Annotated in this window: 12 protein-coding genes; 10 read left to right on the top strand and 2 right to left on the bottom strand. The window is 69.0% G+C overall.

Annotated elements, in window-relative coordinates:
- Positions 1-31 precede the first annotated feature (31 nt).
- The 9 genes from OG223_RS42220 to pssA all read left to right on the top strand — a co-directional run bounded on the left by OG223_RS42220 (position 32) and on the right by pssA (position 10958).
- Positions 32-1837, top strand: coding sequence for a 3-hydroxyacyl-CoA dehydrogenase family protein (locus tag OG223_RS42220; RefSeq protein ID WP_329260875.1), 1806 nt, complete (start codon positions 32-34; stop codon positions 1835-1837).
- Between the two features lie 136 nt (positions 1838-1973).
- The gene (locus OG223_RS42215) at positions 1974-2783 is read left to right on the top strand and encodes a TetR family transcriptional regulator (protein WP_329260872.1); all 810 of its coding nucleotides are present in this window, start codon (positions 1974-1976) and stop codon (positions 2781-2783) included.
- A gap of 424 nt (positions 2784-3207) precedes the next feature.
- On the top strand, positions 3208-4545 hold the full coding sequence (gene ccrA, locus OG223_RS42210) for a crotonyl-CoA carboxylase/reductase (protein ID WP_329265767.1): 1338 nt from the start codon (positions 3208-3210) through the stop codon (positions 4543-4545).
- Between the two features lie 9 nt (positions 4546-4554).
- Complete coding sequence (locus tag OG223_RS42205; RefSeq protein ID WP_329260869.1) at positions 4555-6594, top strand: protein meaA; 2040 nt, start codon at positions 4555-4557, stop codon at positions 6592-6594.
- Positions 6591-7562 carry an HpcH/HpaI aldolase/citrate lyase family protein gene (locus tag OG223_RS42200; RefSeq protein ID WP_317772595.1) on the top strand — a complete coding sequence of 324 codons (972 nt, stop codon included), beginning with the start codon at positions 6591-6593 and terminating at the stop codon, positions 7560-7562. The genes OG223_RS42205 and OG223_RS42200 overlap by 4 nt, the downstream gene beginning before the upstream one ends.
- Before the next feature lie 5 nt (positions 7563-7567).
- Entirely contained in the window at positions 7568-8080 is a 513-nt protein-coding gene (locus OG223_RS42195; protein ID WP_043687845.1) for a MaoC family dehydratase, read from the top strand.
- A 2-nt stretch (positions 8081-8082) separates the two neighbouring features.
- Entirely contained in the window at positions 8083-9288 is a 1206-nt protein-coding gene (locus OG223_RS42190) for an acyl-CoA dehydrogenase family protein (RefSeq protein WP_329260861.1), read from the top strand.
- Positions 9289-9457: 169 nt separating this feature from the next.
- Positions 9458-10114 (top strand): phosphatidylserine decarboxylase, encoded by a 657-nt coding sequence (locus OG223_RS42185; RefSeq protein ID WP_317886748.1) that lies wholly within the window; start codon positions 9458-9460, stop codon positions 10112-10114.
- Between the two features lie 22 nt (positions 10115-10136).
- Positions 10137-10958, top strand: a complete 822-nt coding sequence (gene pssA, locus OG223_RS42180) for a CDP-diacylglycerol--serine O-phosphatidyltransferase (RefSeq protein WP_329265766.1) — start codon at positions 10137-10139, stop codon at positions 10956-10958.
- 79 nt (positions 10959-11037) lie between these two features.
- Here pssA and OG223_RS42175 read toward each other — a convergent pair whose 3' ends face one another.
- Positions 11038-12156 (bottom strand): glycerate kinase, encoded by a 1119-nt coding sequence (locus tag OG223_RS42175; protein ID WP_329265764.1) that lies wholly within the window; start codon positions 12154-12156, stop codon positions 11038-11040.
- 198 nt (positions 12157-12354) lie between these two features.
- On the opposite strand from OG223_RS42175, the gene OG223_RS42170 reads away from it, so the two are divergent.
- Entirely contained in the window at positions 12355-13431 is a 1077-nt protein-coding gene (locus tag OG223_RS42170; protein WP_329260857.1) for an ADP-ribosylglycohydrolase family protein, read from the top strand.
- Between the two features lie 97 nt (positions 13432-13528).
- On the opposite strand, the gene OG223_RS42165 is transcribed toward OG223_RS42170, so the two are convergent.
- Complete coding sequence (locus OG223_RS42165) at positions 13529-14221, bottom strand: SDR family NAD(P)-dependent oxidoreductase (RefSeq protein WP_329260855.1); 693 nt, start codon at positions 14219-14221, stop codon at positions 13529-13531.
- Between the last annotated feature and the right edge of the window lie 8 nt (positions 14222-14229).

Here is a 14229-nt window from a genome sequence, read left to right as displayed (position 1 = left end):
CAGTCGTCACCCTCATTCCAGGAGTCCCGCGATGGCAGCTCCCCTGTCCGACGCTCCCCTGTCCCTGTTCAAGACCATTGCCGTCGTCGGTCTCGGCACGATGGGCACCGGTATCACCGAGGTCCTCGCCCGGGCCGGCCGCGAGGTCGTCGGCATCGACGTCAGCGAGGCCGCGACCGCGCACGCCGTCGCCGCCCTGGAGACCGCGACCGCCCACGCCGTGCGACGCGGAAGGCTGACCGAGCAGGAACGCACCGACGCCCTCGCCCGGGTCCGCACCTCCACCGACCTGGGCGCGGCGGCCGACGCCGACCTGGTCATCGAGGTGGCCCCGGAGTCGTACGAGATCAAGCACCAGATCTTCCGGGAGCTGGACGGGATCGTGCGCCCCGAGACGATTCTCGCGACCGGTACGAACGCCCTGTCCGTCACGCGGCTGGCCGCCGACTCGGCGCGGCCGGAGCGGGTGCTCGGGCTGCACTTCTTCAACCCGGCGCCCGCGATGAAGCTGGTCGAGGTGGTCTCCTCGGTGCTGACCGCGCCCGCCGCCGTCGCCGCCGTCACCGACCTGGCGATCGAGCTGGGCAAGGAGCCCGTCGCGGTCGGCGACCGACCCGGGTTCGTCGCGGACGGACTGCTCTTCGGCTACCTCAACCAGGCGGCCGCGATGTACGAGGCGAAGTACGCATCCCGCGAGGACATCGACGCGGCGATGCGGCTCGGCTGCGGACTCCCCATGGGCCCGCTCGCACTCCTCGACCTCATCGGCATCGACACCGCGCGCACGGTCCTGGAGGCCATGTACTCCGAGTCGCACGACCGCCTGCACGCCCCCGCGCCGATCCTCAAGCAACTCAGCGAGGCGGGCCTGACCGGCCGTAAGACGGGTCGCGGCTTCTACTCCTACGAGGCTCCCGGCAGCGCGATCGTCGTGCGGGACGCGCTGACCCCGCCGGAGGGCGCGCAGCTCACCCCCGGCCGTACCGTGCGCTCCGTCGGGGTCGCGGGCTCCGGGACCATGGCGTCCGGTATCGCCGAGGTCTTCGCCAAGGCCGGCTACGACGTGGTGCTCGCCGCCCGCAGCGAGGAGAAGGCGCAGTTCGCCAAGTCCCGTATCGGCAAGTCGCTTTCGCGCTCCGTCGACAAGGGGCGGATGACCGCCGAGGCCGCCGCCGAGACCCTGGACCGGATCAGCGCGGCGGGTTCCTACGACTCCTTCGCGGACGTCGATCTGGCCGTCGAGGCGGTCGCCGAGGACCTGGAGATCAAGCAGCAGCTCTTCGCGACGCTGGACAAGGTCTGCAAGCCGGGGGCGGTCCTGGCCACCACGACCTCGTCGCTCCCGGTCGTCGCGTGCGCCCGCGCCACCTCGCGTCCGCAGGACGTGATCGGCATGCACTTCTTCAACCCCGCACCGGCGATGAAGCTGGTCGAGGTCGTCCGTACAGTGTTGACGGATGTTGACGTCCAATCAACAGTGCACGAGGTCTGCGTCAAGATCAAGAAGCATGCGGTCGACTGTGGTGACCGAGCCGGCTTCATCGTCAATGCACTGCTTTTCCCGTACCTCAACAACGCGATCAAGATGGTGCAGGAGCACTATGCATCTCTTGACGACATCGACGCCGCGATGAAGCTGGGCGGCGGCTACCCGATGGGCCCCTTCGAGCTCCTGGACGTCGTGGGGCTGGACGTCTCCCTGGCGATCGAGAAGGTCCTGCACCGTGAGTTCCGCGACCCGGGCCTGGCTCCGGCGCCGCTCCTGGAGCACCTGGTGGCCGCGGGCTGCCTCGGCCGCAAGACGGGCCGCGGCTTCCGCGAATATGCCCGCCGCTGAGGATCCCGGCGACCCGTTCTCGGCCGACGGAGACTGGGGCGGGTTGCTCGACCCCTCGGAAGGACCCCCGCCCGCGGTGGGCGGGGGAAACCCCCGACGTGCACGCCAAGCTGCGCACATGCAGTACGTTCGGGTCATGCCCCAGCCCGCCAAGCCCGCCCGTACAGCAGCCACGCCCGACGCACCGGAGAGTGCCGCGGGCAGTCGCGCCGCCGCCCAGCGCCTCAAGATGCGGCGCGAACTGGCGGCGGCCGCGATGGAGCTGTTCGCGACCAAGGGGTACGAGGCGACCACCGTCGACGAGATCGCCGCGGCGGCCGGAGTCGCACGCCGGACGTTCTTCCGTCACTTCCGCTCCAAGGAAGAGGCGATCTTCCCGGATCACGACGACACGTTGATCCGTGCCGAGGCGGTACTCAATGCCGCCCCCGCGCACGAGCACCCGCTCGACACGGTGTGCCGGGGCATCAAGGAAGTCATGCGGATGTACGCGGCGCAGCCGGAGATCTCGGTCGCCCGCTACAAGCTGACGCGCGAGGTGCCCACCCTGCGCGAGGCGGAGATCGCGTCGGTGGCCCGCTACGAGCGGCTGTTCACGCGCTATCTGCTGGGCCACTTCGACGAGCACGCGCACGACGACGACGCCAACGACGACCCGCTGCTCGCCGAGGTCGCCGCCTCGGCCGTGGTCACCGCCCACAACCACGTGCTGCGGCGCTGGCTGCGGGCCGGCGGCCAGGGCGACGTCGAGGCACAGCTCGACCACGCCTTCGGGATCGTACGGAAGACGTTCGGCAGCGGCATCGGAGCCGGCCGCACCACGACCCCCAAACCGGCCACGGCGATGGTGCACCAGCAGGGCGAGGTCCTGGTGACGGTCGCCCGCACCGACGCCCCGCTGGACGAGGTCATGCGGACCATCGAAGAGGCACTCAGGGACCGCTGACTCCCCCTGCCCCCTGTGATGACGGCCACCCCACGGGGTGGCCGTTTTGGCATGTCAGAGCACCTTTTCACGCAGCTTTCAGACCCCGTTCGATCGATCATCGCTCATTTGTTACGTAAAGATTTCACCTGAGAGCGATTCATGGCACTCGGTGCCTTGCGAGGTGACACGCAGTGTCATACGTTGAAGGTGTCCGGGCGGCCGGCGTGCAGAGACCTCTCGTACGTCGGCTGTCCCCGCAACCCACCACTGGGCTGCGCGCCCGGACGCCTGCGTCACAGGCACCCTCCCGCGCCACAAAGCGCTGCCGAAGCACCACCCGCCGAACCGACGGCACTTCACCACCCACCCTCAGCAGCAGCACCGACGTAACCATCGGCGCCCCTCCCTCAGGGCGCACTTCGCCGGAGGCAACACCGTGACCGTGAAGGACATCCTCGCCGCGATCCAGTCGCCGGACTCGACTCCGGCGGACTTCGCCGCCCTGCCGCTCCCCGAGTCGTACCGTGCGATCACCGTGCACAAGGACGAGACGGACATGTTCGCGGGCCTCACCACCCGCGACAAGGACCCCCGCAAGTCGATCCACCTGGACGACGTCCCGGTGCCGGAACTCGGCCCGGGCGAGGCCCTGGTGGCCGTGATGGCGTCGAGCGTCAACTACAACTCCGTGTGGACCTCGATCTTCGAGCCGCTGTCGACCTTCGGCTTCCTGGAGCGCTACGGCAGGCTCAGCGAGCTGACCAAGCGGCACGACCTGCCGTACCACGTCATCGGCTCCGACCTCGCGGGCGTCGTCCTGCGCACCGGCCCCGGCGTCAACGCCTGGAAGCCCGGTGACGAGGTCGTCGCGCACTGCCTGTCCGTCGAGCTGGAGTCGAGCGACGGCCACAACGACACGATGCTCGACCCCGAGCAGCGGATCTGGGGCTTCGAGACCAACTTCGGCGGACTCGCCGAGATCGCACTGGTCAAGTCCAACCAACTGATGCCCAAGCCGGACCACCTGTCGTGGGAGGAGGCCGCCGCCCCGGGGCTCGTGAACTCCACCGCCTACCGGCAGTTGGTCTCCCGCAACGGCGCCGGCATGAAGCAGGGCGACAACGTCCTGATCTGGGGCGCGAGCGGCGGACTCGGCTCGTACGCCACACAGTTCGCGCTCGCGGGCGGCGCCAACCCCATCTGCGTCGTCTCCAGCCCCCAGAAGGCGGACATCTGCCGGGCCATGGGCGCCGAGGCGATCATCGACCGCACCGCCGAGGACTACAAGTTCTGGGCCGACGAGCACCACCAGGACCCGCGCGAGTGGAAGCGGTTCGGCAAGCGCATCCGGGAGCTCACCGGCGGCGAGGACGTCGACATCGTCTTCGAGCACCCCGGACGCGAGACCTTCGGCGCAAGCGTCTACGTCACGCGCAAGGGCGGCACGATCGTCACGTGCGCGTCGACCTCCGGGTTCAACCACGAGTACGACAACCGCTACCTGTGGATGTCCCTGAAGCGGATCGTCGGCTCGCACTTCGCCAACTACCGCGAGGCCTGGGAGGCCAACCGGCTGGTCGCCAAGGGCAAGATCCACCCGACGCTCTCCAGGGTGTACTCCCTGGAGGAGACCGGGCAGGCCGCCTACGACGTCCACCGCAACCTCCACCAGGGCAAGGTCGGCGTCCTGTGCCTCGCCCCCGAGGAAGGCCTCGGCGTCCGCGACGAGGAACTGCGCGACAAGCACATCGACGCGATCAACCGCTTCCGGAACATCTGAGGTCCCTTGATGACTGAGCGCCAGAAAGACCGGCCGTGGCTCATGCGCACGTACGCCGGTCACTCCACGGCAGAGGCGTCCAACGAGTTGTACCGGCGCAACCTCGCCAAGGGCCAGACCGGTCTGTCGGTCGCGTTCGACCTGCCGACGCAGACCGGTTACGACTCCGACCACATCCTCGCCCGCGGCGAGGTCGGCCGGGTCGGCGTGCCGGTGGCCCACGTCGGTGACATGCGCCGGCTGTTCCAGGACATCCCCCTGGACCAGATGAACACCTCGATGACGATCAACGCCACCGCCATGTGGCTGCTGGCGCTCTATCAGGTCGTCGCGGAGGAGCAGGGTGTGGACATCACCCAGCTCCAGGGGACGACCCAGAACGACATCGTCAAGGAGTACCTGTCGCGGGGCACGCACGTGTTCCCGCCGGTTCCGTCGCTCCGGCTGACGACCGACATGATCTGCTACACGGTCAACCACATCCCCAAGTGGAACCCGATCAACATCTGCAGCTACCACCTCCAGGAGGCCGGGGCCACACCGGTCCAGGAGATCGCGTACGCGATGTCCACCGCGATCGCCGTCCTGGACGCGGTGTTCGCCTCCGGTCAGATCTCCGAGGACCGCAGGGGCGATGTCGTCGCCCGCATCTCCTTCTTCGTGAACGCGGGCGTCCGCTTCATCGAGGAGATGTGCAAGATGCGCGCCTTCGGCCGCATCTGGGACGAGATCACGCGCGAGCGCTACGGCATCGAGGACCCGAAGCAGCGCCGGTTCCGCTACGGCGTCCAGGTCAACTCGCTGGGCCTGACGGAGGCGCAGCCGGAGAACAACGTCCAGCGGATCGTCCTGGAGATGCTGGCCGTGACGCTGTCGAAGGACGCACGCGCGCGTGCCGTGCAACTCCCGGCGTGGAACGAGGCGTTGGGGCTCCCCCGCCCCTGGGACCAGCAGTGGTCGCTGCGCATCCAGCAGGTGCTGGCGCACGAGAGCGACCTGCTGGAGTACGCCGACATCTTCGACGGCTCGCACGTCATCGAGGCGAAGGTGGCCTCCCTGGTCGAGGAGTCCCTCGCGGAGATCGACCGCATCGAGGAGATGGGCGGCGCGATGGCCGCCGTCGAGTCGGGCTATCTGAAGTCGCAGCTCGTGTCCTCGCACGCCGAGCGGCGGGGCCGTATTGAGTCCGGTCAAGAGAAGATCGTCGGCGTCAACATCTTCAACACGACCGAGCCCAATCCACTCACCGCCGACCTTGATACAGCGATCCAGACGGTCGACCCGGCCGTCGAGGCGCGGGTCATCGAGTCGTTGCAGCGGTGGCGGGACACGCGCTACCAGCCGCCGTTCAACCACCCGCGCCCGTGCAAGGCGCTGGAACGGCTGAAGGAGGCCGCCAAGGGCACCGACAACCTCATGGAGGCCACCCTGGAGTGCGCCCGCGCCGGTGTCACGACCGGTGAGTGGGCCGGGGCCCTGCGGGAGGTGTTCGGGGAGTTCCGGGCGCCCACGGGCGTCTCGTCGGCGCCGGTGGCGGTGCCGGCCGAGGAGGGCTCGGCGATGGCCGGGGTACGCCGGAAGGTGGACGTGACGGCGCGCGAGATGGGCGTCGGCAAGCTGCGCTTCCTGGTCGGCAAGCCGGGCCTGGACGGGCACTCCAACGGCGCCGAGCAGATCGCCGTACGCGCGCGTGACGCCGGCTTCGAGGTGGTGTACCAGGGCATCCGGCTCACCCCGGAGCAGATCGTGGACGCGGCCCTCGCCGAGGACGTGCACGCGGTCGGCCTGTCCATCCTCTCCGGCTCGCACGCCCAACTGGTGCCGGATGTCCTGGATCGGCTCCGTGTGGCCGGTGCCACAGACATACCTGTCATCGCCGGTGGGATCATCCCCAATGGTGACGCCGAACAGTTGCGGGCCGCCGGAGTCGCGGCGGTCTTCACACCGAAGGACTTCGACATCACCGGAATCATCGGCCGCATCGTCGACGAGATCCGGAAAGCGAACAAGCTCGACCCCCTGCTCGACCCCTTGGAGGTCCCCGCATGACCACGCCCGCCCCCGTCAACCGGCTTCGCCCGCGGCGCTCCTGTCTCGCGGTCCCGGGCAGCAACCCGCGCTTCCTGGAGAAGGCGCAGGGCCTCCCGGCCGACCAGGTCTTCCTGGACCTGGAGGACGCGTGTGCGCCGCTCGCCAAGCCCGAGGCACGGCACACCATCGTCAAGTTCCTCAACGAGGGCGACTGGACGGGCAAGACACGGGTCGTGCGCGTCAACGACTGGACGACCGAGTGGACGTACCGCGATGTCGTCACGGTCGTCGAGGGCGCGGGGCAGAACCTCGACTGCATCATGCTGCCGAAGGTGCAGACGGCCCAGCAGGTCGTCGCCCTGGACCTGCTGCTGACGCAGATCGAGAAGACGATGGGCTTCGAGGTCGGCAAGATCGGCATCGAGGCGCAGATCGAGAACGCGCAGGGCCTCAACAACGTCAACGAGATCGCGACGGCCTCCCAGCGCGTCGAGACGATCATCTTCGGACCGGCCGACTTCATGGCGTCGATCAACATGAAGTCGTTGGTCGTGGGCGAGCAGCCGCCCGGCTACCCGGCGGACGCCTACCACTACATCCTGATGAAGATCCTGATGGCCGCCCGCGCCAACAACCTCCAGGCGATCGACGGCCCTTACCTCCAGATCCGCAACATCGACGGCTACCGCGCGGTCGCGCAGCGCGCCGCCGCGCTCGGCTTCGACGGCAAGTGGGTGCTGCACCCCGGTCAGGTCGAGGCGTCCAACGAGATCTTCTCGCCGTCCCAGGAGGACTTCGACCACGCCGAGTTGATCCTGGACGCGTACGACTACTACACGTCCGAGGCGGGCGGGAAGAAGGGCTCCGCGATGCTCGGCGACGAGATGATCGACGAGGCCAGCCGCAAGATGGCGCTCGTCATCTCGGGCAAGGGCCGGGCCGCCGGCATGGAGCGCACGTCCAAGTTCGAAGCCCCGGAGGCCTGAGCACCATGCAGTTCGGACGCACCTACGAGGAGTTCGAGGTCGGCGCGGTCTACAAGCACTGGCCCGGGAAGACCGTCACGGAGTACGACGACCACCTCTTCTGTCTCCTGACGATGAACCACCACCCGCTCCACATGGACGCCAACTACGCCGAGAACACGACGGACTTCGGCAAGAACGTCGTGGTCGGCAACTACATCTACTCGCTGCTGCTGGGCATGTCGGTGCCGGACGTGTCGGGCAAGGCGATCGCCAACCTGGAGGTCGAGTCGCTGAAGCACGTGGCGCCGACCTTCCACGGGGACACGATCTACGGCGAGACGACGGTCCTCGACAAGACGCCCTCGAAGTCGAAGAACGACCGCGGGATCGTGTATGTCGAGACCAAGGGCTACAAGCAGGACGGCACGCTGGTCTGCGTGTTCCGCCGCAAGGTGATGGTGCCGACCGAGACGTACATCAAGGAGCGCGGCGGCGAGCAGCCCGGCCGCCCCCAGCTCAAGGAGCAGGAGAAGTAGCCATGGCGCGACTCGCCCAGACCGCCGGTCTCACCGACATCCAGCGGGAAATCCTGTCCACCGTCCGCGACTTCGTCGACAAGGAGATCCTCCCGGTCGCCACCGAGCTGGAGCACCGCGACGAGTATCCGCAAGCGATCGTCGACGGGCTCAAGGAGTTGGGCCTCTTCGGCCTGATGATCCCGGAGGAGTACGGCGGCCTGGGCGAGTCCCTGTTGACGTACGCCCTGTGCGTGGAGGAGATCGCGCGCGGGTGGATGTCGGTGTCCGGCATCATCAACACCCACTTCATCGTTGCCTACATGCTCAAGCAGCACGGCACGCAGGAGCAGAAGGACCACTTCCTGCCGCGGATGGCGGCCGGCGACATCCGGGGCGCGTTCTCCATGTCGGAGCCCGCGCTCGGATCGGACGTCTCGGCGATCACGTCGAAGGCGGTCAAGGACGGTGACGAGTACGTCCTGACCGGTCAGAAGATGTGGCTGACGAACGGCGGTACGTCGTCGCTCGTCGCCGTCCTCGTACGAAGCGACGAAGGACACCCGGAGGGCACCGCGCCCCACAAGTCGATGACGACCTTCCTGGTCGAGAAGGAGCCCGGTTTCGGTGAGGTCCGGCCCGGCCTCACCATCCCCGGGAAGATCGACAAGATGGGCTACAAGGGCGTCGACACCACCGAGTTGATCATGGACGGCCTGCGGATTCCGGCCGACCGCGTGCTCGGCGGCAAGACCGGCCGAGGTTTTTACCAAATGATGGACGGAGTCGAGGTCGGCCGCGTCAACGTGGCGGCGCGTGGCTGCGGTGTCGCTCAGCGTGCCTTCGAGCTGGGCGTCTCGTACGCGCAGCAGCGTCACACCTTCGGGAAGCCCATCGCCCAGCACCAGGCGATCCAGTTCAAGCTCGCGGAGATGGCCACCAAGGTCGAGGCCGCCCATGCGATGATGGTAAATGCGGCACGCAAAAAGGACTCCGGCGAACGAAACGACCTTCAGGCAGGGATGGCGAAGTACCTCGCCTCCGAGTACTGCAAGGAGGTCGTCGAAGACGCCTTCCGGATCCACGGCGGGTACGGATTCTCCAAGGAGTACGAGATCGAACGCCTTTACCGCGAGGCGCCGATGCTGTTGATCGGCGAAGGTACCGCCGAAATCCAGAAAATGATCATCGGGCGCAGGTTGCTCGAAGAGTATCGATTCCAGGGCTGATTGTCCGTTTCGGGGTGTTTTCATCGAGAAGAAGATCACACCCCGTCAACGCTCTTCAGCCGCCGACTCGGCTTCCTGGCTTGCCCAGTTGTGGCCCGCGACCGGTACGATCCCGGGAAAGCCGCCGTCCCCCGTTACAGCGCGGCATCATCCGCTACGAAGGTCATCCATGCCCCACAGCCAAACCTCTGCACCACGCGACAGCCTGGCAGGCGTACGCCTCGCGCGCGGAGCATCGCCGTGGCTCCTGCCGACCGTCGCCACCGCAGCCCTCAGCCTGGTACGTGCGCGCAAGTCCGGCGCCGCCAAGGCCGTGGCCGTACCCGCCACCGCGCTCGCGGCGGGCATGCTGTGGTTCTTCCGCGACCCCGAGCGCGAGATCACCCAGGGCCGGGTCATCTCGCCCGCCGACGGTGTGGTGCAGAGCATCATGCCGTGGAAGGACGGTCGCACCCGCGTCGCCATCTTCATGAGCCCGCTGAACGTCCACGTCAACCGCGCGCCGCTCTCCGGCACGGTGACATCGGTCGAGCACATCCCGGGTGGATTCGTTCCCGCGTTCAACAAGGAGAGCGAGAACAACGAGCGGGTCGTCTGGCACTTCGACACCGAGCTCGGTGACATCGAGATGATCCAGATCGCCGGCGCCGTCGCCCGCCGTATCGTCCCCTACGTTCCGCAGGGCACGAAGGTCGAGCAGGGCGAGCGCATCGGACTGATCCGCTTCGGTTCGCGTGTCGACATCTACCTCCCCGAGGGTGTCGAGGTGGACCTGGAGGTCGGTCAGAAGACGGTGGCTGGGGTGACTCGCATTGACCGTGGTTGATCCGGAGACACAGACGGGCTGGGTGCCCGCGGCCGACGAGGTGGACGACGAGGAGGAGATGCCTCTTTCTCTCCGCCTCTCAATAGCGGACACCCTCACCCTCGGCAACGCCACCTGCGGCTTCATGGCGGTGTACTTCACCACCACCGGCATCCTGATCCCGCATCTGACGGGCAACGACGAGTCGACCGGCATGGCCCGCCACAGCGCGGCCACCGCGGTCATCCTGATGCTGTGCGCGGCGGTCTTCGACCTCTTCGACGGCCTCGTCGCCCGCAAGCTGCGCTCCTCCCCCATGGGCGCGGAGCTGGACAACCTGTCGGACCTGATCAGCTTCGGCCTCGCGCCGGCGTACTTCGTCCTCGTCTACGGCATGGTCGCCGACGACGCGCACCAGAGAGTGGCCGCGGTCGGGGCGATCGTGGTGCTGCTGGCGGTGGTGCTGAGACTGGCCCGCTTCTCGTGCGTGACGCCACCGAACGGCATGTTCCAGGGCATGCCCTCCCCGTTCGGTGCGCTGACGGTGGTCTCGATCGTGCTGCTCGAACTGCCCTTCGTGGCAACGCTGCTCGCGATCCTGGGCACCGCCTGGCTGATGGTGAGCCGGGTCGAGTACCCGAAGCCGCGCGGGCGCCTCGCGGTGGCGATGCTCGCCTGGATCGTCCTGTCGATGGGGCTGCTGGCGGCCTGGGCGTTCGACGCCCCGAGCGGCCAACTGCTCCTGCAGACGGGGTGTGCGCTCCAGTTGGTCATGGGTGCGGTGATCCCGCTGTTCGCCACGGCTCGCCGGGTGAACAACTTCCGCGACAACCGGCGTGAGGCGCGAGCCGCACAGCTTCCGTAGCGGTCGTAGAAGACGAAACGAAGGGCCCCCGAGCCACATTGGCTCGGGGGCCCTTCGGTGTTTCGTGAGGGACTCGGACTCAGACCAGGAAGTCCCGGGCGATGCTCTCCGCGACCCGCTCCAGGATCGGGCCCGCGTCCGCGATGCACTTCACGACGTCCGGTTCGACGGCGGTGAGCGGGTAGGCGCGGCGGATGCCGGCGTGGCCGAGGGACTGCGGGGGCAGGGCGAGGCGGCCGCAGACGGCGACGACCTCCTTGCCCTCGGCGCGGGCCGCCGCGGCGACGCCGGCCGGGGCCTTGCCGTGCAGGGTCTGTTCGTCGAGGGAGCCCTCGCCGGTGATGACGAGCGTGGCGCCCTCCAGGGCGGCGGCGAAGCCGAGGACGTCGAGCATGACCTCGATGCCGGGGCGGAAACGGGCGCCGAGGAGGAGCGCGCCGTAGCCGATGCCGCCCGCCGCGCCGGCGCCGGGTGCGGAGGCGTACTCGGTGGCCTTGGCGCCGATCGACTCCTCCAGGATCTTCGCGTAGTGGCCGAGGGCCGCGTCGAGGGCGTCCACGTCGTCCGGTGCGGCGCCCTTCTGGGGGCCGTAGACCGCGGGGGCGCCCTTGGGGCCGGTGAGCGGGTTGTCGACGTCGCTCGCGAGGATCAGGTCGACGGAGGTGAGGCGCGGGTCGAGGCCGGTGAGGTCGGCCGAGGCGAGGTCGGCCAGGCCGCCGCCGCCCGGGGACACCGGTTCGCCGTCCGCGTCCAGGAAGCGGGCGCCGAGTGCGGAGAGCATGCCCGCGCCGCCGTCCGTCGTGGCGCTGCCGCCGACGCCGAACACGATCGTCCGGGCGCCCGCGTCGAGGGCGGCCCGCAGCAGTTCGCCGGAGCCGTACGTCGAGGAGGTCAGCGGGGCGAAGACGCCCTTGGGCAGTCTCTGCAGCCCGCTCGCCTCGGCCATCTCCACGACGGCCGTGTCGCCGCGTACCGCGAAGGCCGCCGTGATCTCGTCGCCGAGGGGCCCGGCGACCCGTATCTCGCGCCGCTCGAAGCCCGCCGCGACGGCCGCGTCCACCGTGCCGTCGCCGCCGTCGGCGACCGGCATCGCCGCGACCTCCAGATCGGGTACGACCCGGCGCAGCCCGGCCGTCACCCGCTCGGCGACCTGCACGGCCGTCAGCGACCCCTTGAACTTGTCCGCGGCGATGAGCACCCTGTGGGTGCCCCTCTGTGCAGCGTTCGCCACCTTGCGATCCCCTTGCTCTACGGGCCCCCGCGCGTTCCGGGGCCAGTCGCGCCGCTGCGACCTTAACCGGCCGACGCCCTCGCCGTCATGCCCCGACCGAACGCTGGGACCGGGCTGAGCGCCCCCTGTGCCACTGCCCCGCCTGGAATCGGGTACACCGGATATATGACCCCAGTGCGCACTGAGCGGGCGCTCGCGGACCGCATCCTCGGGGGCTGGCTGGGCCGGATCGCGGGCAACATGCTCGGCAAGCCGGTCGAGCAGGGCGACCTGTGGACGCGCGACCGCATCGACCGCTATCTCCGACGGGCCGGCGCCCTGCCGCTGACCGACTATCTGCCGGAGCCGGCCGGTGAGGACGACGGCTTCGAGCTGCGCCCCGAGTGGCAGCGGTGCGTGCGCGGCCGGATCCACGGCAGTTGCCGTGACGACGACGTCGACTACGCCGTCCTCGGCCTCGACCTGCTGGAGACCCACGGCTTCGGCTTCAGCACCGAGCAGGTCGGCGAACTGTGGCTGCGGAGACTGCCGTATCTCCAGACGTACACGGCCGAGCGGGTCGCCTACCGCAACCTCGCGAACGGACTCAAGCCACCGCTGACGGCGACGCACGACAACCCGTACCAGGAGTGGATCGGCGCCCTCATCCGCGCCGACATCTACGGCTGGACCAGCCCGGGAGCCCCGCGCCGCGCGGCTCGACTGGCGCGCCGGGACGCGGTGTTGTCCCACTCCGGGAACGGTGTCTACGGCGCGATGTGGGCCGCCGCGCTGATCTCGGCCGCGTTCACCGCGCCAACCGTGCGGCACGCGCTGGACACGGCGCTGACCGTGATCCCGCCGGGCTGCCGCCTCGCGCGCACCGTGCGCCGGGTGCTCACGCTGCACGAGACCCGGATGACCTGGGAGGACACGCTCACCACGCTGTCCGAGGAGACCCCCGGGCTCGGCTGGATCCACACGGTCCCGAACGCGGCCGTCCTCACCGCCGGACTCCTGTACGGCGACGGGGACTTCACCCGCACCATCACGCTCACCGTGCGCGGCGGCCTGGACACCGACTCGAACGGCGCGACCGCCGGTTCGGTCGCCGGGGTGCTGACCGGCGCGGACGCGATCCCGGGGCAGTGGACGGATCCGCTGGAGGACACCGTGCGCAGTGCGGTGTTCGGGTTCGACGGGGTGCGGATCAGTGAACTGGCCGAGCGGACCGTGCGGTTGGCGGAGGCCGACGACAATTAGGCCCCACGGCCGCCCTTCGTGATCACTGAGCGTGGAGATCTCGAGCACGAGGTACGCGCGGGGCGGCGGGGCGGCCGGCCCTGTGCTCAGGGCAGGTTCACCAGGGGAGGTTCCCGGATCGGTCGACGAACCGTCCCGTCGGGCCGTCCGGGCCGATCGTCGCGAGGGTCACGATGGACTCCGCGCCGTCGGCGACGCTGTGTCCGAGGCCGCCGGTGAAGTCGGTCGCGGTCTGCCCGGGGTCCGCGGCGTTGACCTTCACGTCCTTCAGTTCCTTGGCGTACTGCGTCGTGAGCATCGTGACGGCGGCCTTCGAGGCGCAGTAGAGGGGCAGGGCATAGTGCGACTCGATCCGCGCCGGGTCCTGGGTCATGCCGAAGGAGCCCATCCCGCTGGACACATTGACGATGACGGGGTTCGGCGACGTGCGCAGCAGCGGGAGGAAGGCGTGCGTGACGCGCACGATCCCGACGACGTTCACGTCGAGCACGGCGCTCATGTCGGCCGCGGTGTACTCCTCGACGGGGCCGACCCTGCCGAGGACGCCGGCGTTGTTGACCAGGACGTCGACCGTTCCCTCCCGCGCGGCGACGTCCGCGGCCGCCGCCCGGACCGAGGCGTCGTCGGTCACGTCGATCTGGACGAACCGGGCGCCGAGCGCCTTCGCCGCGGCCCGGCCGCGCTCACGGTCGCGGGCACCGAGGAGGACGGTGTGCCCCGCCTCGACGAGGCGACGGGCGGTTTCAAGTCCGAGGGACTTGTTGGCCCCCGTGATGAATGTGGTGGTCATGCCGGCTC

This window comes from Streptomyces sp. NBC_01478 (assembly GCF_036227225.1).
Lineage (GTDB): Bacteria > Actinomycetota > Actinomycetes > Streptomycetales > Streptomycetaceae > Streptomyces.
Note: the sequence above shows the minus strand (reverse complement) of the source record. Positions and strands in the feature narration are given on the sequence as shown.